This is a genomic window from Ilumatobacter sp. (genome assembly GCF_041688325.1).
Lineage (GTDB): Bacteria > Actinomycetota > Acidimicrobiia > Acidimicrobiales > Ilumatobacteraceae > Ilumatobacter_A.
This window is the reverse complement of the sequence record NZ_JBDNIJ010000441.1, coordinates 1-22,084: the sequence shown is the minus strand read 5'-3', so window position 1 is coordinate 22,084 and position 22,084 is coordinate 1. Positions and strand designations below refer to the sequence as shown.

20 protein-coding genes and 1 pseudogene are annotated in these 22,084 nt (G+C 62.6%); 16 read left to right on the top strand and 5 right to left on the bottom strand.

Going from position 1 to position 22,084, the window contains the following annotated elements; genetic code table 11:
• A pseudogene (locus ACH2EI_RS21455) lies at window positions 1-346 on the top strand (hypothetical protein); the annotation flags it as partial.
• 369 nt (window positions 347-715) lie between these two features.
• Here ACH2EI_RS21455 and ACH2EI_RS21450 read toward each other — a convergent pair.
• Together ACH2EI_RS21450 and ACH2EI_RS21445 are read right to left on the bottom strand one after the other, a co-directional pair.
• Entirely contained in the window at window positions 716-925 is a 210-nt protein-coding gene (locus ACH2EI_RS21450) for a hypothetical protein (RefSeq protein WP_395156011.1), read from the bottom strand.
• 159 nt (window positions 926-1,084) lie between these two features.
• Window positions 1,085-1,915: an EamA family transporter gene (locus tag ACH2EI_RS21445; RefSeq protein ID WP_395156009.1), complete on the bottom strand. Its 831-nt coding sequence runs from the start codon at window positions 1,913-1,915 to the stop codon at window positions 1,085-1,087.
• A 202-nt stretch (window positions 1,916-2,117) separates the two neighbouring features.
• Here ACH2EI_RS21445 and ACH2EI_RS21440 point away from each other — a divergent pair, with 202 nt between their 5' ends.
• From ACH2EI_RS21440 to phnE, 12 genes are all read left to right on the top strand, one after another.
• Entirely contained in the window at window positions 2,118-2,588 is a 471-nt protein-coding gene (locus tag ACH2EI_RS21440) for a phosphonate C-P lyase system protein PhnG (protein ID WP_395156007.1), read from the top strand.
• A complete protein-coding gene (phnH, locus tag ACH2EI_RS21435; protein ID WP_395156005.1) occupies window positions 2,588-3,268 on the top strand; it encodes a phosphonate C-P lyase system protein PhnH in 681 nt (226 codons plus the stop codon). Before ACH2EI_RS21440 ends, phnH begins: the two co-directional genes overlap by 1 nt.
• On the top strand, window positions 3,258-4,517 hold the full coding sequence (locus ACH2EI_RS21430; RefSeq protein ID WP_395156003.1) for a carbon-phosphorus lyase complex subunit PhnI: 1,260 nt from the start codon (window positions 3,258-3,260) through the stop codon (window positions 4,515-4,517). Before phnH ends, ACH2EI_RS21430 begins: the two co-directional genes overlap by 11 nt.
• Window positions 4,514-5,389, top strand: a complete 876-nt coding sequence (locus tag ACH2EI_RS21425; protein ID WP_395156001.1) for an alpha-D-ribose 1-methylphosphonate 5-phosphate C-P-lyase PhnJ — start codon at window positions 4,514-4,516, stop codon at window positions 5,387-5,389. The genes ACH2EI_RS21430 and ACH2EI_RS21425 overlap by 4 nt, the downstream gene beginning before the upstream one ends.
• Window positions 5,386-6,297, top strand: a complete 912-nt coding sequence (locus ACH2EI_RS21420) for an ATP-binding cassette domain-containing protein (protein WP_395155999.1) — start codon at window positions 5,386-5,388, stop codon at window positions 6,295-6,297. The genes ACH2EI_RS21425 and ACH2EI_RS21420 overlap by 4 nt, the downstream gene beginning before the upstream one ends.
• Before the next feature lie 11 nt (window positions 6,298-6,308).
• Complete coding sequence (locus ACH2EI_RS21415; RefSeq protein ID WP_395155997.1) at window positions 6,309-7,139, top strand: phosphonate C-P lyase system protein PhnL; 831 nt, start codon at window positions 6,309-6,311, stop codon at window positions 7,137-7,139.
• Window positions 7,136-8,386, top strand: coding sequence for an alpha-D-ribose 1-methylphosphonate 5-triphosphate diphosphatase (locus tag ACH2EI_RS21410; protein WP_395155995.1), 1,251 nt, complete (start codon window positions 7,136-7,138; stop codon window positions 8,384-8,386). Before ACH2EI_RS21415 ends, ACH2EI_RS21410 begins: the two co-directional genes overlap by 4 nt.
• The gene (locus ACH2EI_RS21405; RefSeq protein WP_395155993.1) at window positions 8,383-9,864 is read left to right on the top strand and encodes a phosphonate degradation HD-domain oxygenase; all 1,482 of its coding nucleotides are present in this window, start codon (window positions 8,383-8,385) and stop codon (window positions 9,862-9,864) included. The genes ACH2EI_RS21410 and ACH2EI_RS21405 overlap by 4 nt, the downstream gene beginning before the upstream one ends.
• Window positions 9,865-9,944: 80 nt before the next feature.
• Window positions 9,945-10,673: a GntR family transcriptional regulator gene (locus tag ACH2EI_RS21400; RefSeq protein ID WP_395155991.1), complete on the top strand. Its 729-nt coding sequence runs from the start codon at window positions 9,945-9,947 to the stop codon at window positions 10,671-10,673.
• Window positions 10,674-10,786: 113 nt separating this feature from the next.
• Window positions 10,787-11,941 (top strand): phosphate/phosphite/phosphonate ABC transporter substrate-binding protein, encoded by a 1,155-nt coding sequence (locus ACH2EI_RS21395; protein WP_395155989.1) that lies wholly within the window; start codon window positions 10,787-10,789, stop codon window positions 11,939-11,941.
• Between the two features lie 145 nt (window positions 11,942-12,086).
• Window positions 12,087-12,917 carry a phosphonate ABC transporter ATP-binding protein gene (gene phnC, locus ACH2EI_RS21390; RefSeq protein ID WP_395155987.1) on the top strand — a complete coding sequence of 277 codons (831 nt, stop codon included), beginning with the start codon at window positions 12,087-12,089 and terminating at the stop codon, window positions 12,915-12,917.
• Window positions 12,917-14,704, top strand: coding sequence for a phosphonate ABC transporter, permease protein PhnE (phnE, locus tag ACH2EI_RS21385; RefSeq protein WP_395155985.1), 1,788 nt, complete (start codon window positions 12,917-12,919; stop codon window positions 14,702-14,704). Before phnC ends, phnE begins: the two co-directional genes overlap by 1 nt.
• A gap of 52 nt (window positions 14,705-14,756) precedes the next feature.
• On the opposite strand, the gene ACH2EI_RS21380 is transcribed toward phnE, so the two are convergent.
• Window positions 14,757-15,296 (bottom strand): hypothetical protein, encoded by a 540-nt coding sequence (locus ACH2EI_RS21380; protein ID WP_395155983.1) that lies wholly within the window; start codon window positions 15,294-15,296, stop codon window positions 14,757-14,759.
• Between the two features lie 177 nt (window positions 15,297-15,473).
• Complete coding sequence (locus ACH2EI_RS21375; RefSeq protein WP_395155981.1) at window positions 15,474-16,379, bottom strand: response regulator; 906 nt, start codon at window positions 16,377-16,379, stop codon at window positions 15,474-15,476.
• A 344-nt stretch (window positions 16,380-16,723) separates the two neighbouring features.
• Here ACH2EI_RS21375 and ACH2EI_RS21370 point away from each other — a divergent pair, with 344 nt between their 5' ends.
• Window positions 16,724-19,141, top strand: a complete 2,418-nt coding sequence (locus tag ACH2EI_RS21370; RefSeq protein ID WP_395161519.1) for a lysylphosphatidylglycerol synthase domain-containing protein — start codon at window positions 16,724-16,726, stop codon at window positions 19,139-19,141.
• A gap of 54 nt (window positions 19,142-19,195) precedes the next feature.
• Here the strand turns inward: ACH2EI_RS21370 and ACH2EI_RS21365 are convergent, their stop codons facing one another.
• Window positions 19,196-20,410 carry an NAD(P)/FAD-dependent oxidoreductase gene (locus tag ACH2EI_RS21365; RefSeq protein WP_395155977.1) on the bottom strand — a complete coding sequence of 405 codons (1,215 nt, stop codon included), beginning with the start codon at window positions 20,408-20,410 and terminating at the stop codon, window positions 19,196-19,198.
• A 100-nt stretch (window positions 20,411-20,510) separates the two neighbouring features.
• On the opposite strand from ACH2EI_RS21365, the gene ACH2EI_RS21360 reads away from it, so the two are divergent.
• The gene (locus ACH2EI_RS21360) at window positions 20,511-21,125 is read left to right on the top strand and encodes an alpha-ketoglutarate-dependent dioxygenase AlkB (protein WP_395155975.1); all 615 of its coding nucleotides are present in this window, start codon (window positions 20,511-20,513) and stop codon (window positions 21,123-21,125) included.
• 51 nt (window positions 21,126-21,176) lie between these two features.
• Window positions 21,177-22,034 carry a phytanoyl-CoA dioxygenase family protein gene (locus ACH2EI_RS21355; RefSeq protein ID WP_395155973.1) on the top strand — a complete coding sequence of 286 codons (858 nt, stop codon included), beginning with the start codon at window positions 21,177-21,179 and terminating at the stop codon, window positions 22,032-22,034.
• Window positions 22,035-22,084 lie beyond the last annotated feature (50 nt).

Genomic DNA, 22,084 nt, shown 5'->3' with positions numbered 1-22,084 from the left:
CGGATCACACGACCAATGGAAACACGCCAACAACATTCGCAGCCGCCGCGCCGCCAGCGGCCGACTCTTCCTCATCAAACCCGACGGCACCACCATCCTCCCAGCCGGCGCACGCGAACCCAACTGGGCCGAACCACCACCCAACCAACCCGCACTGGAAGAGTCGCCCGGTGAATCACCGTTCGAACCATCTGCCGTACCGAATCCGACGAGCGAAAGCGACCCGTGGGCGCACGTCGCGAACACCGTCGAATACGGCGAAGCCACTGTCACGATTCAACCGCACCCCGATGCACCGCACCTCTACTGGTTCGACGGTCAGGACCTGCACCGGCATCGCGGGTGATTGCAGGCTGCAGTGGTTCGACCGTTGGGGCGCATCGGGCAACGGCCGTCCCTGTTTGTTCGCCAAGGGGCTCGTCAGCGACCGCCTTGCTCTCTGGCACGGCATCGAGATCGTCGCCTGATCGAACAGCACGTCAGGTTCGGGTGCTCACCGCGAGTCTGGAATCAGACGCACCGCTTGCTTTCGTCCACTGACTTGCTCTTCTTGCTGGCCCACCGAGTTAGCGGGCCGACGGTTGTCGCAATCCACAGGGCGAGCGGCCACGCAAGTTGATCAGTCGCGAAGATGACTACCGCCCAGGTCGCCGACAGGACGAGCCAGAACAGGGCGATAGTTCGCCGGCTCACGGAGTTTCCCTGCCGATCGTGATCACTGTCTTGCCGTGACCCGTTGCTTCACGAACATTGAAAGCACCACAGCCCGCAGGGTACGGCCGATACCACCAGCAAGGTCGCGCGGTAGTTGACCAGTGGCAACGTCGGCACCGAGTGCCGCGACGAATGCGAGCTTCGAGATGACCGCCGACGCGTCTTCAACTCCCGACGCATCTCCAACGGCAACGGCCAACGCTGACTCCAACGACCAGACCCCACAACAACACCCCATCTCACTCAGGCGTTGCACTCACCCTCTGAAACCAAGCAGACCTCGGTGTGACAGGACCCACCGATTGGGGCGACCTTCCGGCGTCGATCTGACGAGGCGATGCCGAGGTGGAGCGGCCACGTCGGCGCCGGCTTAGCTGAGGGCGATCAACGCACCGCCGACAACGGCAACAGCGACCGCCGCTGCGTGCTGGCGAGTGACGCGCTCCTTGAGCACGAGTGCGCCAGCCACGACTCCGAAACCAGCCGACGTCTCGCGCAGCCCGGCCACCAGCCCGAGGGGCGTCGTTCGCGCTGCGATCATCACGAGCAGGTATGCGCCAGCAGAAGCTGCTCCACCGAGGAGGAGCTTCAGTGGCGAACGTCGCACCGCGGCGATCATCGTCGTCGGCGAGCGCCGGGTCACCAGGATCATCATGCCGAAGGCAACGGCATGCAGTTGGAACAGCGCAGCGATGTAACGGATCGAGTCATCACCGGCACGAACACCGGCACCATCTGACAACGTGTACAACGCGATCATCAGCCCGGTGAGAAGTGCCCAGGCAACGCCGTTGGGCACGTGGCGAATCCCGATCAGCCCAAGGCTCGCCACCACCAGCGCAATGCCGATGAAGCCCACGGGTGACACCACATCGTCGAGCAAGATGATGCTGCCCACCATGACGATGAGTGGAGCCGTGCCGCGCGCTATTGGGTAGGCGGCAGCCAGGTCTATCCGGTCGTAGGCGCCGGCCAACGCGTAGCCATACGCCACGTGGAGGAGCGCGGATGTGGCGAGCCACGGCAGGGCAGCACGCTCGGGCAGCCCGATGAAGATGCTGACCGGGACGCTCAGTAGGGCGCCGCTCGTGACGATTGCCCAGGTGCTGACCAGCCGGTCGGCACTCTGCTTGACCACGAGATTCCAAGTGGCGTGCAGCGCTGCCGCGCTGAGCACCAGGAAGAAGGCGCCAACCGTCATGACGAGGTGCGCTCGTGAACATCTCGGGGTTCATTCATCTCGGTACTTGGGGGTCTTTCATCTCCGTGGAGGATTGCACGTCAGCGTTCTGACCGCTCATGCTGGCTGGCGCTGCACCGAGAACCTGAGTATTCAACAAGCCTTCACCTGGGCGTCGCCTGATCGACTTGTCTAGACAACCTGACACCGCCACGCTCTGGCTGTGTCTTTCCCCACCGTCCTGAGCGCAGATACGACGTCGACCGATCCTCGCCACATCGAGCGCCGAACTGAACTGCTCGCTCGTGCCAACGCTGACGATGTCCGTGAGGTTGCCGAGCGGTGCATCTTGAGTCTGGGGGAGCCAATCATGATCACGCCACCTGAAATCGGCATCGTGATGCTGCAGGTGCGCGAGCCGGTGGTGCGCGAACGCTTTCATCTCGGAGAGGTCGTTGTGACCCGAGCCGATGTCGAACTTGGCGGCCACCGTGGATGGAGCATGCGGCAGGGCACCGATCGGATGACCACGCTGGCCGCCGCTATCTGCGATGCAGCGGCACGGGGCGGCGGTGACCTTGGGGTTCATGTCGAGCATCTCTGCGACGCGACCGCAGCCGAGCTGGAACACAGCGAATCCCGACTCGTTGGTTCCTTGCAACCGACCGTCGTCGAGTTCGAGGAGCTCGACTAATGGGCTCGTCAATCAACGCTTTGATTCCTGCGGCGATTCCCGGGTCGACACTTGCAGCTGCCCGACTTGCCGGAAACGAGTCACTCGCTGTGTTCCGGGCGCTGCTCGCTGCAGCAGCCCGACCTGGCAAGCCGGTCGCCTTGGATGCCGACCTCATCGAAACGCTTCCAGCAGCACTCCTTGCGCCCCTCGCGCTCGTTGATCTCGACCACGTCATCGCCGTGCTCGGCGACGACGTCGCAGAGGCCGGCTGGGCGTCGTTGATTGCTGCAGCCACCGACGCTCGACTCACTGATGTGCTCGGCGAGGCTGACGTGGTGATCGCCCGCCGCTCACCAACCGCAGAAGAAATTGGTGCGCTCCGAACCGGATCAGCGTTGCTTCCTGAAGCCGGCGCGCGTCTGTTTATTGCCTGTCATGCCGTGACCACGCTGGGACCCACGACAGAACAATCCAAATCCGGCTCGATTCGATTTCGAGTCTCAGGCCCGGGTGCGTCGACGCCACGAGTCGTCGAGATCGCTGGCGTCTGCAGCGATCTCCCGGCTGCCATCGCAGCCGCCAACAGCGCCTTTCCGGCAGGGATCGACGTGTGGTTCATTGACGACGCCGGCACCGTCGTCGCGATACCCCGGAGCTCGTTGATTATTCCCGATGCATCGAGCGAGGGTGGGCACTGACGTGGGCTACGCAGCTGCACGAGGTGGCCTGGAGGCAATTGCTGCCGCAGAGGACCTTGTCCGTGATGCACGCGACCTGGCCGGCAGCCCGTGGCTTGAGCTTGACCAACTGATCGACCGGCAGCGGTTGGCCGTCGATCGTGTTATGGGCGAGGGCGGGTTGTGGGACCCGCTCCTGGCCGCCAGGGCGCTCCAGCAAGCGGAGGGCGACACGATCGAGGCGTCGCATTTGCTCAGGTCCTATCGAGCGACGATGCCTCGATTTGCGTATTCGCATGCCGTCGACATGGACAACGCGCAGGTCCTGCGTCGCATTGTCCCGGCGTTCCGCAATCCGCCTGGCCCGCAACTGCTCGGTCGGACCACCGACTACACGGGACGGCTGCTCGATCGAACTGATGATGACGTCGCACGTGAACGTGCCGAGAAGCGTGCATCTGAATCGGTCCTCCTCGGCACTCGTGAATCGGACACCGACGAACTCCAGCAGCGGATACCGGTGGCGACGTCCCGTGACACCCCGACGCTTGGCGGCCTCGGGGATCGGCGTCATCGACGCCTTCTCGACGTGCTGCGCGACATGGATCTGCTGGTCGATCGTCGTCGGAGCGATGACCCCGAGCCGGTCGACATCACACGTTCTGCCACGAGGCCGCCTGCCCCTCGATCGGCCGTGCTTGCGACGATGGCGCGGGCCGAGACCGGGGCGCTCGTGAACCTCTGGTACCGGAACATTCTCGGCCCAGACGGCTACATCCACGAAGTGACGCTTGGCGAAGTCCGCCATGCCGAAGTTCCGGTCACCGTGACCCATCCGCACACCGGTGGTCCAATCGACATCGGAGTCGTTCGGGTGACGGAGGTCGAGGCGATCGAGGACCTTGACGGAGCGGATGAGGAGCGCACACGTTTCGACGTGGGCTACGGGCTGTGCTTCGGCCACAACGAGAAGAAAGCGATTGCTATGGCGAACCTCGACATTGCCTGCCACCGCGATCGTCGCGGAACTGGTGACGAAGCTGGTGACGGAGCAGGAGCTTCTGAGCTTGAACAATCGATTCTGATGACCACTGACGGGCTCGATGCGTCGGGGTTCCTCGAGCACCTGAAGCTGCCCCACTACGTGACGTTTCGGTCGATGATCGATCGGAAGATGGCCATGCGATCTGCAGCCAACGCAGACGATCTGGGCAAACGTGCGACCGATGCTCCTGTGTCGGTCGATCCACGAGAAGGAGATTGCGCATGAGTTCCACACTGGCTGATCTGGTGAGGGCGCCGGTCGATCCGGGGATCCTCGATGAGCACGCCAAACGTGAGGTGCGTCGAGCGATCCTTACCGCCGTTTGCGTTCCGGGCTATCAGGTTCCGTTCGGATCGCGCGAGATGCCGGTCGCACGCGGATGGGGCTCTGGTGGCCTGCAAATCACGCTCGCCATCGTCGGTGTGGACGACATTGTCAAGGTGATTGATCAGGGTGATGACGAGGGCGTCAATGCTGTCAATCTCCGACGGCTCGTGACCAATACGACCGGCGCTGTTGAGACAACCGAAGTCGACGAGGCCACGGTGATCCAGACCCGTCACCGGATTCCTGAAGATCCTCTGAGCGCTGATCAGACGCTGGTCCTCCAGGTGCCGGTGCCCGAACCGTTGCGTGGCGTTGAGCGAAACATGGCCGCGTTGGCCCAGATGCATGCTGAAGCCGACTACGCCCGCATGTGGGTCAGCCTCTACGAGGACAAGGTGCGCAACGGCGTGATCACGAAGAGCACCGGGTACCCGTGTCTTGTCGGTGGTCGCTACGTCATTGCGACCACGCCGATTCCTCGTTGGGACATTCCGCGGCTTCACCAGGCGCCATTTCTGTCGCTGTTCGGTGCCGGCCGCGAGCGCAAGATCTATGCCATCCCGCCAGATACCGACGTCGAACCGCTGACGTTCGACGACGTTCCTTTCGAAGTGGAACGGACTCCCGGGGCGAGCTGCTCGCTCTGCCAAGCCACCGAGGCCTACCTCGTGGAGATTCCGCCATCGAGCATCGGGGCTGCCGATGGTCGGTGGATCTGCAGCGACACGGCCTGGTGTCGTCGTCGCCGATCCGAGGACAACCAGTCATGACATCTCTTGCAATTGCCAAATGCGCCGTGACCGATCACACCACGACTGAGCATCCGAGTGCATCGGGTCCAGGCCAGACGGTGCTTCGAGTCGAACGGTTGGGCAAGATCTTTGGTGACCAGAATCCGGCCGCCGTTGCACACACCGGGCCCGATGCCGGTACCGAGAAAAGCCCCGACGGCAACTCTGTTGTTGCTGCGTGGGACGTGAGCTTCGACGTTGCTGCGGGCGAGGCGTTTGGCGTGATCGGCGAGTCCGGATCGGGCAAGTCGACCGTGATGCGAGCGATCGCCGGCGATCACTCGTCGACCGCTGGGTCGGTTTGGATGCAGCGACGCGATGGTTCGACCGTCGACCTCCTGACGATGACTGCCTCAGAACGTCGGGCGCTGCGCGTCGACGAGCTCTCCGTCGTGTACCAGGACGCAGCAGAGGGGCTCGACCTCGGCGTGACTGCAGGCGGCAACATCGCCGACCGGCTCACCGCGGCTGGCTGGCGCAACTTCGGCCAGATCCGCGAGCGGGCCGCCGAGCTGCTCGGCCGAACAGAGGTGCCGCTCGAACGCATGGATGACCTCGTGCGAACGTTCTCTGGTGGCATGCGCCAGCGTGTGCAGCTGGCACGAGCTCTCGCCAACCGGCCGCCGATCGTGCTGCTCGACGAACCAACGACGGGGCTCGATGCGTCGGTCGCAGCCGGGGTCCTCGACCTGATTCGCAGCCTGCTCGAAGAACTCGGCATTGCTGCTGTGGTCGTCTCGCACGACTTCGCGGTGATCGAGATGCTGACGACCCGCTGCATGGTGATGCAACACGGCCGCGTCGTCGAACAGGGCCTCACCGATCAGCTCTTCGAAGACCCGCAGGCCCCGTACACCCAACGCCTCGTGGCTGCGGCCCGAGCATGAGGGAGACAACCATGACCCCATCGTCGAACGACGTGGCGACCCCGACACAGGCCACCGTCGAGATAGAGATGACCAAGAACCAGCTATCCGACGAGAGCTCGGCCGTGCTGTCGGTTCGGGGGTTGCACAAGCATTTCGTGCTGCACAACGTCGACGGCCGACGGGTCGAAAGCCTCAATGGGATCGATCTCGATGTTCGAGCCGGAGAGCACATCGCGCTTGCTGGATCGAGTGGCGCAGGAAAATCGACATTGCTGAAATGCATCTACCGGACCTATTTGCCGTCGGCCGGCACGGTGACGCTGCGGTCGCCGATTGGCCCGGTCGAGCTGACCGGCCTCGCAGACGCCAAGCTCGCCGCGATTCGTGGTCGCGAGTTCGGGTATGTGTCGCAGTTCCTTCGCGCCGAACCTCGCCGCGGTGCGCTCGACATCGTTGCCCGAGCAGGAATAGCGCGCGGCATGGACAAAGAGACGGCAACCGAAGCTGCTGCCGTCTCGCTGCGCCGTCTGCATCTCGATGAGTCGCTGTGGGACGTGTTTGCCTCGGTTCTGTCCGGTGGCGAAAAGCAACGCGTCAACCTCGCTGCCGGCACGATTTCACCGCCTCAGTTGTTGCTGCTCGATGAGCCTGTGTCGGCACTCGATCCCGCCAACCGAGAAGCTGCACTCGCTTTGATCGCCGATCTCACTGCCACCGGTGTTGCCGTGCTCGCAGTCTTCCACGACCTCGATGCCATGGACCGCCTGGCCTCGCGAGTCGTCGTGATGCGCGCAGGCCGCATCATTGAATCGGGCCCGCCCGACCAAGTTCTTCACCACCTCGAAGGAGTCGCCCGATGACCATTTTGACCGAAACCGGAGCCCAGCGAACCGCCGACAGCGTCGGTCGGGGCGTCGACGTGACGTTGACCAACGTGCGCCTCGTCCTTGACGACCGCGTCGTCGATGACGCAACAATCGTTGTCCGTGATGGCTTCATCGAGGCGGCAGGTCGGATTGATCATGCCCCACCTGATGCAATCGACGGGCACGGGTTGTTCTGCCTCCCCGGCCTGATTGATACGCACTCCGACGGGTTTGAAAAAGAGCTCCGTCCCCGCCCGAATGTGGTGCTGCCTGTCGACTTCGCTTTGCGTTCGTTCGAGTCACGGGTGCGCGGAGCCGGAGTCACGACGGTGTTCCACGGCGTCGGCTTCGAGAACGGTTCGAAGTACGACCGATCGGTGGCGCAGGCACACGAGCTGTGTAACGCGATCACCGAGCGACGAGCGCAGGCTGACGCACGAGTCGATCACCACATCCTCTACCGCCTCGATGTACGCGATTCCGAAGGGCTCGAGGCGCTTGATGCGCGCCTTCGCGATCGGCACGGCGACCTCCTGATCGATGATGTGCCGCTCGTGTCTGCCGAAGATCACACGCCGGGCGTCGGTCAGTACACCGACCGCTCGTACTACGAGCGCTACGTCGCTGGAACAAAGGGCCTTGCTCCTGAGGAGGCCAAGGCGTACATCGACCAAATCGTGGCCGACCGCGACGACAAGCTCGACAATGTCGACCGTGCGTTCTCCTGGTTGGCGCAACGCGCCCATGCCGGGATGATTCGGTTGATGGGTCACGATCCGACGTCGTCAGAGGAAATCGATGCCGCCGTCGAGCGCTCGGTCTCAATCGCAGAGTTCCCGACCACGGTCGAAGCCGCGCGGCGCGCTCGCGAGCGGGGGATGCGGACGGTGTCAGGAGCACCGAATGTGGTGCGCGGCGGGAGTCACTCGGGCAACGTGAGTGCCTCGGAGCTCATTGCAATGAGACTGTGTGACGGACTCTCGTCTGACTACATGCCAACCACGCTGCTCGGTGCGGTCGGGGTCCTCGTCGCTGACGGCGTATGTGGCCTTCCAACTGCGGTCGGCCTCGTCACATCTGGCCCCGCTGATACGGTTGGGCTTCGCGACCGGGGGCGATTGCAGCCCGGCCAGCGAGGCGATCTCGTTCTCGTTGCCTTTGATGAGCGATTGCCGACGGTGCATTTGGTCATTGCGGCCAACGACCGCATTGCGCCAACCCCGATCGGATCACCTCAGTGACCGCCGAACGCACCCTCAGCGCCGCCGCCGTCGCTGCGTGGCGACGTCAGGGGTTCCTCCATCTGCCCGACTTGCTTGGCAGAGATGTCCGCGAGCGTCTCAGCCGGTGGGCTGACGAGATCGCTGCGTCTGACGATGAGCGCCTTCTCCAGCATCATGAGATGACAGACAACGGACCGGTGCTCGCACGCAGCGAGCACTTCGCGACCGTTCACCCAGAACTCGGACCGCTGGTGTGCGACGGTCCAATCGTTCACGCTGGGGGAGAATTGCTCGGCGAGCCGATCGTGCTGTACAAGGAAAAGATCAACCACAAGCTTCCAGGCGGCGCCGGTTTTGCGCCGCACCAGGACGCCACGGCCTACCGATTCGTCAGCACGCACCTCACCTGCATGGTCGCGATCGACGACTCGACAATCGAGAACGGATGCCTTGAGGCCGTTGCCGGGCAACATCACGAACTGTTCATCGACGACGGCGACGGCTGCCTGCCCCCGTCAATAGAACGTGCGCTTGAGTGGAAGCCGATTGAGATGCATGCGGGCGACGTGCTGTGGTTCCACAGCCGCACACCGCACCGCAGCGGGGCCAACACGTCGCATCGTGCCCGGCGTGCGCTGTTCCTGACGTACAACGCTTCCGCCGAAGGCGACCTGCGCAGCGCCTACTACACCGACAAGATCGAACAACTCCACAATCGAGCGAGTAGTGAGCGGGCGCGGGTCAGCACCATCGGCCACTTTCTCGGGAGAGCAGTCGCCGACGGGGCCTCACTCGGGGACGCGAGTAGCAACGCAATGAGCAACCAAGGGAGTCCCATCACCATGACTGACGAAGTTGACATCCCTGACCAGGTCCACTGCGATCAGGCCGACGTCGGTGCAGGGTCGGTGCCCTGGATGCTCTTGCGGACGGCAGCCGACGTGGCCGATGCGATCATCGATTTGTATGAGCGCAAGGGTGCGAGCAACTACGACGAGGCTGTCACCCAGCTCTCCCATGCACTGCAATGCGGTGACCATGCACTGGACCGAGGAGCGACGACCGAAACGATCGTCGCCGCGTTCCTCCACGACATCGGGCACCTTCTCGTCGACGAACACGACGGGCACGGCGATTTCTTGGTTCGCGACTTGCATCACGAAGACGTTGGTGCGCGATTCCTTGCCAACTGGTTTGGTCCGTCGATCACCGAACCCATTCGTTTGCATGTGCCGGCCAAGCGTTATCTCTGCGCGATCGATCCCGCGTATCACAACGGGCTGTCGCTCGCGTCGGTACGGAGCCTCGAGGTGCAGGGAGGTCCGATGAGTAATGACGAGGTCGAGGAGTTTCGGGCAGCAGAGGGATCTGACACTGCTGTCGAACTGCGGCAGTGGGACGACGTGGCCAAGGTCGCCGATGCGTCGACGTCGTCACTCGATTCTTTTCGCACGCTCATCGAATCAGTCGTGAGGATTTCGGCGTCTACGAGCTGATCCGCCCGACGGTCGTCGCGCTTCCTGCGGGGGTCTGCTCGGCAACCATGTCACCGCTGCAGACTCCTATGGTGTGATTCGTGGAGTCGTCTCACCTGCGCGCGAAATCCTCGGTTCCTCGATACGTCGCGATTGCTGACGAATTGGAGATCCGTTGGATCGGGCTCGCCCCGAACTCGCTGATCGAAAGTGAGACACAGATTGCTGCGCGCTTTGCCGTCAACCGCCAGACGGCACGCGAGGTGCTGAAAGAACTCGAGCGACGCAACACCGTCCGAAGGATTGTTGGACGGGGCACGTTCACTGCACTCAAACTTGACTATCCGATCGAGCGCGGCAGACCGCCGAGCTTTCGTCGCGTCGTCACTGACGCCGGCCACCGCCATGACATCGTGTCCGCGTCAGTGAGGTGGCGCAGACGGACCGCTTCACGTCCGAGAGCCCTGCTGTCTGAGCGGGTCGTTGCCGTCGAGGGTCTGGTGGCAGCGTTCGCCACGGACGTCTTCGTTGAGGCAGTCGGAGAGCAAGTGGCTGATGCAGTCCGCTCCGGGGCCTCCATTTTTGACACATTGCAGTCGCTGGGCGTTGTGCCATGGCGCAGACGAGTCGCTGTGTCGCTTGCACAACCTGCCCGTTCCGTTGCAGCACAGCTCGGCTACGCATCGGCGCCGCCACCGACGTGGAACATTCGCAGCGAGACGGTGGATGCTGCGACCGGTCATGAGCTGCACCAGTCCGACACGTGGATGCGCAGCGATGTGTTCAATGTTGGGATCACACTCGACTTCCCACTCGATCAAAATGACTGAAACGCACGGTCTGCTGCGGTAACAGGGGCGAGCGGACATTGTTCGCATCATCGCCGCCCCAGGTCTACACGGCGGCAACCTTGCGTTCAATCTGGTTGTCTAGACAATGACCCGTGAACAACATCGTCATCCCAACCCACCGTCGCCGGCTGGCTCGTGCCACAGCCGGCCTCGCAACTATTGCCCTCCTTGCTGCTTGTGGCAGCGACGAGCCAGCATCGCAGGCAGCCGCAGAGCCTGCCGAAGCAGCGTCCCAAGCTGAGGCAGAGCCAACGGAGGCGACAGACGCAGCCGACGGCCAGACAACCGCATCGAGTGAAACCACCGAGGCTCCGGCTGACAGCAGCAGCCGCCCTGCTGACTGGCCGACCACGCTGTCCTTCGGCGCCGTGCCCGCCGAGAATGCGTCGAGCCTCGAAGCCGACTTCGCCACCACCAAGGCGATCCTCGAAGCCGAACTCGGCCTTGACGAGATCGATTTCTTCCAGGCCACCGACTACGCCGGCGTGATCGAAGGCATGATTGCCAACCGTATTGACGTCGCTCAATTTGGCGGCTTCTCCTACGTCATCGCGACGAGCAACGGCGCAGATATCAGCGTTGCTGGCGTGATGACTGACGGGCCCGACATCGAGCCGGGCTACCGCAGCTACGGGATTACCCAGGCGGGTAACGCCGAGATCAACTCGATTAATGACTTCGCAGGCAAAATTGTCTGCTTCGTCGATCCGGGCTCCACCTCTGGCTTCCTGTTCCCCTCCGAAGGGCTCCTGGCTGCGGGCATCGACCCGTCCGAGACGTCGACCGAGATCAACCCGACTTTCGCTGGTGGACACGACGCATCGGCCATTTCTGTCGCCAACGGTGACTGCGACGCAGGCTTCGCCTACGACTCGATGGTGACGTCGCAGCTCGTCGAGAGCGGCGACATCTCTGGTGTGATCGACACTGTCGAGGACGAGACCGTCAATGAAGCGGACGCCAGCTTGAAGATCGTCTGGAAGAGCCAGACGATCGCCGGCGCACCGATGGCGATCAGCAACGCTTTGCCCGCCGACTTCATCGCAGCCTTTCAGGAAGTCGTGACAACCAAGGTCAACGCTGACTGGGCGATCGCTCACGGCTACTGCTCCGGCACCGTCGAAGAGAACGACTGCTCGTTCTCTGACGAGGACGGCACCTGGGGCTTCGTCTCCAAGGATGACTCGTTCTACGACGGCATCCGCCAGGTGTGCAAGATCACCGGCGCCTCGAAGTGCGTCAGCTGACGCTCCCACGTTCAACCGAGTGATGTCACTCGGTTCATGACCCGGCGCCTCTGACGACTCCCTCCCCTGTCGTCACAGGCGCCGTTGGTCGGCCTCGACCGACCAACCATTTTCATCACACTGCGAACACAACAAGGAGCACTCCATGATCCAGACCGACCGACCTGACGTCGTCCACGTCCGCGGGCTTCGCAAAGAGTTTGACGGAGGCAGAGTCGTCGCACTCGATGACGTCACGTTCTCTGTTCCCGAGGGCCAACTGTTGGTCATCATCGGCCTTTCCGGATCCGGAAAGTCGACGTTACTTCGACACCTCAATGGCCTCCATGAGCCGACTGCCGGTTCGGTCGAAGTGCTCGGCACCGATGTGGTTGCTGCTTCGGGCAAGGAGCTGCGCCACCTGCGTCGCGACGTTGGCTTCGTCTTCCAGCAGTTCAATATCGTTGGTCGCCTCAGCTGCATCGAGAACGTGTTGACCGGCGCCCTCGGCGCGCTCAACGGCCCCCGCTTTGGTGCTCGAATGTATCCCAAGGAAATGCGCCGTCGAGCGATCGAACAGCTCGCGCGAGTGGGTCTGGCCGACCGTGCTTGGCAACGCACCGACACACTGTCCGGTGGTCAGCAACAGCGAGTTGCGATCGCCCGAACGCTGATGCAGCGCCCCCGCATCGTGCTCGCCGACGAACCTGTGGCATCACTCGATCCCGAGATTTCGGGACAGGTCATGGACGTGCTTTTCCGATGCTGTGTCGAGGACAACATCACCGTCTTGTGCAGCTTGCACCAGGTCGATCTTGCGGTCGACTGGGCCCACCGGCTCCTCGGATTGCGTGATGGCAGGGTCGTGCTCGACAGCCCGGTGGACGGCTCGATCGATCACGCCCGCATCATGGAGGTGTACCAGCGCCTCGATCCAACCGGTGCGAAGGCCGACGAATACATCATGGACCGTCCTCCTGCGCGGATGTCTGCCTGATGTCGATCACCGCCGACGTGATGCATGCAGACCCGACTCGCTCGGTCCGCGATGTTCCGCTCGGAGCCCCGTGGACCCAGCGGCGCGTGGCACTTGCTGTCATCGCAGTGGCATTTATCGGCGGTTCGATCTGGGGGCTGCGCCGAGTCGAAATGTCGCTGTTCGCGCTTGTCGAGGGATGGCCAGAAACGTGGAATCTGATTCAGAGGATGTGGCCGCCGTTCATTCCGGCCGACGACCGCAGTCAGGTGTTGAATCTGCTGCTCGACACGTTCTTTATGGCCTTTCTTGGAACGTTCATCGGCGTTGTCCTGTCCGTTCCTCTCGGGCTGCTGGCTTCGAGAAACGTTGCTCGCAATCCCATCGTGCGCGGCGTGAGCCGAGGGATCATCGCCTTTGCTCGGGCGGTCCCGTCGCTCGTGCTTGCCTTGATTTTCGTGCGTGTCTTCGGAATCGGACCGATCGCAGGGATCCTCGCACTCGGGATCCACTCGATCGGCTTCTGCGGCAAGCTGTTTTCCTCAGCGGCTGACAACATCGAACTTGGGCCGCGCGATGGCGTTGCCAGTACGGGTGCGTCTCGCTTACAAGAACTGCTGGCGGGCGTTTGGTCGCAGATGACCCCGTCGGTGATCGCCACGTCGCTGTATCGCGTCGAGATCAACTTCCGCGAGGGAACGTTGATTGGGTTGGTCGGTGGCGGAGGTATCGGTCTCGCGATTCGTGGCTATCAGGGCAGTCTGCGATATCAGGAACTCCTCGGAGTCACGTTGGTCGTGATCGTGGCGGTGATCGCAATGGAGCTGCTCTCACAGGCGGCACGTCGAACGATCCTCGGCGACAGCGATCCATTTGGAAAACATGTTGGAGGTACCAACACGCGTTTCTCGCTGACCGGGCTACTTGCTCGAGCGTTCGGATCTTCGAGGCGCACTCGGAATGCGGCGGCGCAACCCGACGAGGCGCCTGGACTGGTGTCGATGCAACCCATCGCCGCTGCAGATGTGTCGCTGTCGCCACCGTGGAGTCATGAGCGGGTCAAGCTGGCAGCGCTGTCGGGCGGCGTGGCCGTGTGCACGATCCTGTCGTTCATCCTGCCCAATATCGACGTCGGCCGGTTCTTCACGTCGCTGGTCGACCTTCCGTCGACGCTGTTGCGTCTGGTCCCGCGCAACCTCGACTTCTGGACCAGCCAGATCCGAAGCGACCTGGTCGAAACGATCGCCATGGGGCTCGGCGCCACGTTCATGGCGATGCTCTTCGCTCTCCCGCTTTCGTTCCTTGCCGCGTCCAACGTCGCTCCGAGTCGACTCGTCTTTCGAGTCACACGATTCATGATGATCATCGTCCGAGCGACACCGGAACTTGTACTCGCCGTCCTCTTTGTCGCAGCGCTCGGCTTGGGTGCGAGGACTGGGACACTCGCACTGGCCGTTGGCATCTTCGGGTTCTCCACGCGGCTCTTCGCCGACACAATCGAAGAAGCCCGCTCGGGTCCACGCGAAGGAGTTGTCTCCACCGGGGCCACGCGCCTCCAAGACACTGCAGCGGGCGTCGCACCACAGGTGTGGCCGGCGCTCGTGAGCCAGGGCCTCTACATCTTTGATGTCAGCCTGCGTGCCTCAACCGTCCTCGGCATCGTCGGTGCTGGCGGTATCGGCTTCATGTTGAGCAACTCGATGCGAACGCTGAACTTCGAGGTCACCGGCGGCATCATCCTGTGCATCTTCGTCATCGTTGGCTCCATCGAAGTGATCTCGAACTGGGTCAATCGACAGATCACCTGAGCCGGGTCAGCGGCAAGCCCGGGTTGAGAATGCCGACTGACCGGTCCGCTCGTCAGGAAATGGGTCGGTCGAGAAAGTCGTCGCTGATGCTGATGCGTGGCGAACCGCTTTCGAACTCGCTACCTCCCGCCGCGAACTCGGCGTCCTTGTCGGCGTAGTAGCGGTCTCGGAAGTCGCCGAGGCTCGCGGCGTTGTAGGTGAGGTACAGCACTCGGCGTGGGCGCGGTGACTTGTTTGTCTTGCTGTGGTGCGGCGCGAAGCCGGCTCCGCCCGGCTGCTTGTAGTTCACCTTCTCCTTGAACAGTGCCGCAGGTTCACCGAACAGCTGGGCGAGGATGTCGGTGGCCAGCCCGGACCTGAGAAATGATCCGAGCGCCGTGTGCTCGTCGGCGAACCTTTCGGACCTCGCGAGTGCCGGGCCGCGGTCGGCCATTTCAAAGTGGTGCAGTCCAGGGCCGCCAGCTGTGGCCCAGCTGGCGAGTTCGTCGCCAGCTTGACGAAGGATTCTGAGCAAACGCTCGTCGATTGAGCCGTGAAGTGCGAGCCATCCGTCGCACTTCCACGACCTGTGTTGAGTCTCAGATATCTGCATGCAGCCGAAGGTAGAAGGGCCCCAGATTTTGCGTCTGGGGAGGGGCGATTGTTCACTCAACTTCACCTGGCCGTTGCTGTCACGACCATCGGTGTGCTCGATCAGCGCCTGGTCGATGCCTTGATGATGCCTTGATGATCGAACGCAGCCTGACGGCCGCGACGGCTGCCGCTCGGTCTAGATAGCTCGGCCGACAGGCGCCGGCCACGGCGAGATCCCGGCGGGATGTGCAGCGAGCTCGCCTTCGGCGAAGGCGTTCGCCAGTTTCATTTTCTGCTCCCGTGCGACGCTCTCATCGAGCTCGGCCAGCACCAATGCGAACTCGCCCCAGACGCGGTCGGCGGAATCGATTGCTTCGTCGATGTGATCAAGGTAGATCATGTTGCTGACGTCCGACATGAGGTCCGCCAGTCGTTCGGCGCCAACCGAGCTGACCGTGCCGCGCAGGTCCGTACACGCCGAGTGGCTGAGTCCGACGTCGCCGCGGGCGAGCGCCAAGCCCAGCCGGTCGAACAGGTCACTGCTCTCTGTCTTGAACAAAGCGACTAACTCGGTGACCACATCCGGTCCACCCTCGTCACCGATTGCTTGTGCCAGCACATCGAGATTGAGGACAACGCGCTCGCGCCGGGCCTGCTTCAGGCTCAGATAGCTCTTGCGAGCTTCGACAGCCGCAGATCCGCTCGTCACGATGTTCTGGAGAAACGCCTCGACGCTCGACCAGTCGACTGGCTTCGGGGAGAATGCACTCATCCCGGCTTCAAGGCACCGCTGGCGATCCTCGTCCGTATCAAATGCAGTCATCGCGATGATCGAGATCTGACCGCGTTGGCCGGGCAAGCGTCGAATCGCTCGCGTCGCGTCGAAGCCGTCCATCACGGGCATCTGACAGTCCATAAGGATCGCCAGGTAGTCGCGTTCGGTCGCCGCAGCTACTGCCTGTTCGCCGTCACTGACGACATCGACGCAGTAGCTCATCTTGACCAGAACGTGTTCAGCGAGCCGTTGATTCAGCGGGTTGTCGTCAACGACGAGCAACCTTGGATAGATCGACTCACCGCCAGTGGGACCACTTGATCGCATGTCACTTCTTTCGGTGGCACACCGTTCGACTCGTACGCCAGGCAGACTCGAGTGGCGCTCGACGCGGGGTGTACTTGGCATTTCCTCGGGATGGGGACCAAACCCTACCTGAACCGTCCGGATTCGAAAGAGATCGTCAGTCACGTTGTCATTCACGTCGTCATTCACGTTGTCCCGGAAATCGAAAGCGCATGCTCGGCCGCTCGTTCTGACGCTCACGTAGTGGTCGATCACAGCCGATGGAGGGTGAGAGACATCAGCAGCGAGAGCGACTGGCCGCGGCAACCTCGCCGTTCGGATGTGTTTCGCCGACGTTGCTTCGCTCGGCCTATCGTCACACCGCAATGACGCGCGTTGACGACGAGGCCCCCGACGTTGGGGTCGAGCACGTCGTGCTGTTTCCGCCACCGTCGGCGCAGCAGCGGTGGGCGCCCGGTCAGATCATTCGGCTGATGGTCGGACTCGGTGCCGTCGTGGTCGGGATCGTGGCAGCGGCACTCGCCGAGTCCACGATCTCGGGTGTTGAGAGCGACGTGTTGGACGTCATCGGTCGCATTCCTGACCAAATCGAGCAGGCGGTACTCGGCGCGGCGCAGATCATTGCGACGTTCGTTCCGCTCGCAGGGCTTGGCGTCGTGTTGTGGAAACGTCGATGGCGGCTGCTTCTGATGCTCGGATCGGCTTCGATCGTCGGCGGTTTCACCGCATTGATACTGAAAGTGGTTTTGGGCGACCGCACTGTCGTTGCCACGGTTGCAGAGCGCAGCGTCAGCGGAACAACACTGATTGCGTCCTCTTTCCCCACGACGGAATATGTTGCATCGGCGGTGGCCATAGTGATTGTGGGCGCGGCCCACATTCCGCGCCGATGGCGCAGGGCGATGTGGTCGTGGATTGTTCTCCTCACGTTGCTGCGGCTGCTCGGACCCGGACAACCGCCCCTTGACCTCTGGCTCGCTGTGTCGCTCGGCGTGGTCGTTGGATCGATCGTCTTGCTGGTCTTCGGTTCACCGAACATGGAGCCCAGCCCCGAAGAGGTCCTCGTTGCCTTTCGCCAGGTTGGGTTGGACCCGGTGCGGATCGACCGGATCGACAATGTGAGCAACGGTGCCGTCTACGAGACAATCGAACGCGATGGGAGCGGTCGATTCATCAAGCTCCGCACGCTCGAAGACCGGAGCTGGGACCTCCTCAACCGGATCTACCGCATGCTCCGCCTGAGGTCATCGGAGGTCGGGCGCCCGTACAGCACGCTGAAGCGGCGCGTCGAACATGAAGCCCTCGTGATGCACACCGTGAGCGCAGCCGGGACCCGCAGCCCCAAGGTCTTCGGTATCGGGGTCACCAACGAGGGCGCTGCATTTATTGTCGAGGATCGAGTAGCCGGACGACGACTCAGCCTGGTGCCTCCCAGCGAAATCAACGACGACGTCGTCCGATCTGTGTTTCGAAGCGTCCGTTCCGTCCACTCCACCCTTACTGCGCACCACTCCCTCACCTTGGAGAATATGCTCCTCGACGACGACGGCGAGGTGTGGCTGGTCGACTACGACGAAGCAGAATTGGCCGCTGGCCCGCGAGAAAGGTCACGTGACATCGCCGAGGTGTTAGTGGCAATGGGGCTCATTACCGGGCCTGAGCGCAGCGTGGCACTCGGCGTCGAAGAACTCGGCAGAGAAGAGGTTGCGGGCGCGTTGCCGTTGGTGCAGCCCCTCGCGTTGAGCCGTTCGCTCGGCAAATCGATCAAAGACCAGCGTGGTCTTCTCGACCTGCTTCGTCACGAGATGCATAATCGCACCGGTGCTGACGACGTGCCGCTGGAGCGGCTGGCACGCGTCCAGCCGAGAACGCTGTTGATGATCGTTGCAGGCGCGCTGGCGTTCTACTCGCTGCTTCCACAGTTCGGCAATCTCGGCAAGACCGTCGATGCGTTCGGCGATGCGAGGTGGGAGTGGCTCCCGGCGGTGATCGCAATGGCGCTGGCCTCTTTCGTGTTTGCCACGATCTCATTTCTCGGGTCGGTCGCACAGCCAATGCCGATCGCTCCGTCAGTGCGCAGCCAGGTCGCTGGGTCATTCGCCCAACTGGTCGGCCCGGCCAGCGCAGGCAAGATGGCCCTGGCCGGGCGCTTCTTGCAACGCAACGGCTTGACGTCAGGCGAAGCGAGTGCGTCAGTGGCTCTGAACGCGATCGCCGGTCTGATGACGCACCTCTTGCTGATGGCCGGATTTTTCGCATGGGCCGGCGGCGCCGATGTAGGTGGCTTCTCGCTGCCAAGCCTCGGGACGTTGTTCTTCGTTGCTGTCGCCGCAGTTGCTGCAGTCGCAATCGCCTCGCTCTTCGGTGCTGTTCGGCGAACTGCGATTCGGCCCATCGTCGACGGGATTCGCACGGCTGCGGGCTATGTGGCCCAGGTGATCCGCAGCCCGCTGCGCGTCGTGGCACTACTCGGCGGCTCGTCGTTGATCACGCTGAGCTATCTGCTGGCGCTCGTGTTCTCGGTCGAGGCGTTTGGTGGTGGCCTCACGGTTGCACAGATTGGCGCGTCGTATCTGGGTGCCGCGGCCATCGCCAATATTGCGCCGACACCAGGTGGCATCGGCCCGCTGGAGGCCGCCATGATCGCGGCCTTGTCCGGGTTCGGCCTCGACGCAGCGATCGCGATCTCCGCCGTGCTGACATTCCGACTTGCGACCTTCTGGGTCCCGATCGCGCCCGGGTGGGCAACCTTTGTCTGGATGGAACGACGGGGCGAGATCTAAGCGCACCGAGTTCTGAACGAAACAAGCGCTTTCGTTCAGCGGTGACTGATCAGCTCATTGAGCAGCAATGGCTGACCCTGCGTGGAATCCGTTTGTCCATGCGTTCTGGAAGTTGTAGCCGCCCGTGACGCCGTCGACGTCGATGACTTCTCCAGCGAAGTAGAGGCCGTGCACAAGCTTGCTGTGCATTGTTTGGAAGTCGATCTCGTTGAGATAAATCCCACCGCACGTGACGAATTCATCCTTGTTCGTGCTTTTACCGTTGACCGCGAATGTCGAGGCGGTGAGCTGGCTGAGAAGTTGGTTGGCTTGCGTCTTGCTGAGCTGTGACCACGTCGTTGTCTCGGGGATGTCTGCGGCCGCAAGGAACCTCAGCCAGAGTCGTTTCGGGATCGAAGCAAATGCACTTCGGCTGGAAAGTTGTCGCTTGGCCTCGCTGAGCCGCTTCTCGGCGACAACTGCTGCAGGGTCGGCGTCTGGCAGCCAGTTCACAGAAATGTCGAACCGGTAGTCACGCTCAGCCAGTTCGCGAGCACCCCATGCAGAAATTTTGAGAATTCCTGGCCCGCTCAGACCCCAATGAGTGATGAGCACGGGCCCGCTGCTCCTGAGCTTGCTCTGCGCGATGCTGACTTCGGCAGGACTCACCGAGAGGCCGAGCAGATCGTCGAGGCGCGGGTCTTTGATTTTGAAGGTGAAGAGTGAGGGTGTCGGCGGTTGCAGTTTGTGGCCGAGACTTGCTGCGAGTTTGGCCCCTGCGGTGAGCCGAGTTCCGCCCGTAGCGATGAGGACATTCGCAGCCGTATAGGAATGACCGGTGTCTGTCGCGAGTTCGAAATTGTCCTCGTTCTTGACGACGGAGGTCACTCCTTCAGAGGTGTGGATGTTGACCCCGGCGGCGTCTGCGGCAGAAAGCAGGGCGTCGATGATCGTTTGCGAGCTGTCGGTGTCGGGGAACATCCGGCCGTCGGCTTCAGTTTTTAGCGTGACACCGCGGCTGGCGAACCAATCAACGGTGTCAGCAGGACCGAATCGATGGAACGGACCAATCAAAGATTTCTCGCCGCGTGGATAATTTCTGCTCAGCTCACGGGGCTCGAAACAATCGTGCGTGACGTTGCAGCGACCCCCGCCAGAGATCTTCACCTTCTGCAGCAGTTGCGACGTCTTCTCGAGGATCAGAACCGATTTCCCAGAGTTCTCTGCGCAGGTGATCGCAGAGAAGAATCCTGCGGCACCTCCGCCGACAACGATGAGGTCAAAAAACATGCTCGATCACTGTAGAGATGATTTGCGCCGGCGGGTGTTGGCGGGTGTCGGCGGATGAAGGTCCTTGCGTTTGTCTGCCCCCTTCGCGAGAATCGAACACATGTTCTTACAGGGATCGCTCTTCGGGGTGTGCGAACCAGATGTCGACACGAGCTTCTTGGAGGCCCGACGAGTCGACCTCGATGATCAATCGTGGATCGAGTACACGCCGGGCTGGCTGAACGGCGCCGACTCGGTCTTCGACGAACTGCTCGGCAAGCTCGAACTGCGCCAGCGCACTGACATCGTGATGTACGACTCCGTTGTGAACGAACCGCGCCTCACTGCGTCGTGGCACGCCGACGACTACCCGGCAGGTGGCCCCACGGCGATCCTCGACGATGTCCGCCAGACTCTCACCGAGCGCTACCACCGGCCGTTCGACTCGATTGGCTTCAACCTGTACCGCAATGGTGCTGACTCGGTTGCCTGGCACGGCGACAGTCATCCCAAGCACGTCACCGACCCGATTGTTGCCATCATGAGCGTCGGCGAACCGCGCCCGTTGAAGATCCGACCACGCGGCGGCGGCCAATCGCGCAGTTGGGATCTCGGCCGCGGCGACCTGTTTGTCATGGGTGGCGCGTGCCAGCACGACTGGGAACACTGCGTTCCAAAAGTTCGCCGCGGCATTGGCCCACGCATGTCGATCACGTTCCGCCACGACACCCGTTGACTCGCGCCGCCCGCCACTGATCACCAACCCGCCGCGTCATACGATCAGTTGATGGTCACCGACGAACAACTCGAGTTCTACGACACCAACGGCTACCTCCAACTGGAGTCGTTCATCGACGCGACCTGGATGGCGGACTTGCGCGCTGCGTCAGACGACTTCGTCGAACAGAGTCGTTTGCTCGACGCGCCGAACCGTCGGTTCGACCTCGAAGCCGGCCACACCGCTGAGGCGCCACGCCTTCGTCGGCTCGTATCGCCGGTCGACATCCACCCCACCTTCAACCGGCTCGCGTTTGAGGGACCAGTCGCGCAACTGGCCATGCGGATCTTGGGCGGGCCCGTCCGCTTTCATCACAGCAAGCTCAACTACAAGTGGTCGGGCGGCGGCGAGGAAGTGAAGTGGCACCAGGACATTCAATTCTGGCCGCACACCGATTTCACGCCCCTCACCATTGGCGTCTACCTCGACGATGTCGATGAGGAGATGGGGCCGATGGGCGTACTCCCCGGCAGCCACCGCGGCCAGCTCTATGACCTCTACAACGACGACGGGTCGTGGGGCGGGGCAATGAACGACGCCGACGTCGCGACCATCCCGATGAGCGACATGGCGTGGCTGCAAGGTCCGGCCGGGTCGGTCACCGTCCACAACTGCTGCATGGTCCACGGCTCACTGCCAAATAACTCCGACCGAGCGCGGCCGCTGCTCCTGCAGACCTACTCGGCAATCAACTCGTTCCCCGTGCTCGGTATCGGAGCCAACGGCGTCGACGGCGCGAGCGCAGGTCGCATCATCGGTGGTGACCCCGACCAGCACGTCACCGTCGATGGCCGCGCACTGCGCGGCGCACCCGACTGGCGCAAGGTCGGTCCGCCGACAATTTTCGGAAGTCAGCAGGCCGACTGAGTGCCGCGGCCATCGCCGCGTCTGGCTTGGGGTTCGCGGCTTGACCACGT

What these genes read in the sequence shown, in the direction of transcription:
- ACH2EI_RS21445 (WP_395156009.1), bottom strand. Translation starts at nt 1,915, where the DNA reads ATGACGGTTGGCGCCTTCTTCCTGGTGCTCAGCGCGGCAGCGCTGCAC.
- phnH (WP_395156005.1), top strand. Translation starts at nt 2,588, where the DNA reads ATGGGCTCGTCAATCAACGCTTTGATTCCTGCGGCGATTCCCGGGTCG.
- ACH2EI_RS21425 (WP_395156001.1), top strand. Translation starts at nt 4,514, where the DNA reads ATGAGTTCCACACTGGCTGATCTGGTGAGGGCGCCGGTCGATCCGGGG.
- ACH2EI_RS21420 (WP_395155999.1), top strand. Translation starts at nt 5,386, where the DNA reads ATGACATCTCTTGCAATTGCCAAATGCGCCGTGACCGATCACACCACG.
- ACH2EI_RS21415 (WP_395155997.1), top strand. Translation starts at nt 6,309, where the DNA reads ATGACCCCATCGTCGAACGACGTGGCGACCCCGACACAGGCCACCGTC.
- ACH2EI_RS21410 (WP_395155995.1), top strand. Translation starts at nt 7,136, where the DNA reads ATGACCATTTTGACCGAAACCGGAGCCCAGCGAACCGCCGACAGCGTC.
- phnC (WP_395155987.1), top strand. Translation starts at nt 12,087, where the DNA reads ATGATCCAGACCGACCGACCTGACGTCGTCCACGTCCGCGGGCTTCGC.
- phnE (WP_395155985.1), top strand. Translation starts at nt 12,917, where the DNA reads ATGTCGATCACCGCCGACGTGATGCATGCAGACCCGACTCGCTCGGTC.
- ACH2EI_RS21380 (WP_395155983.1), bottom strand. Translation starts at nt 15,296, where the DNA reads ATGCAGATATCTGAGACTCAACACAGGTCGTGGAAGTGCGACGGATGG.
- ACH2EI_RS21375 (WP_395155981.1), bottom strand. Translation starts at nt 16,379, where the DNA reads ATGCGATCAAGTGGTCCCACTGGCGGTGAGTCGATCTATCCAAGGTTG.
- ACH2EI_RS21370 (WP_395161519.1), top strand. Translation starts at nt 16,724, where the DNA reads ATGACGCGCGTTGACGACGAGGCCCCCGACGTTGGGGTCGAGCACGTC.
- ACH2EI_RS21365 (WP_395155977.1), bottom strand. Translation starts at nt 20,410, where the DNA reads ATGTTTTTTGACCTCATCGTTGTCGGCGGAGGTGCCGCAGGATTCTTC.
- ACH2EI_RS21360 (WP_395155975.1), top strand. Translation starts at nt 20,511, where the DNA reads ATGTTCTTACAGGGATCGCTCTTCGGGGTGTGCGAACCAGATGTCGAC.
- ACH2EI_RS21355 (WP_395155973.1), top strand. Translation starts at nt 21,177, where the DNA reads ATGGTCACCGACGAACAACTCGAGTTCTACGACACCAACGGCTACCTC.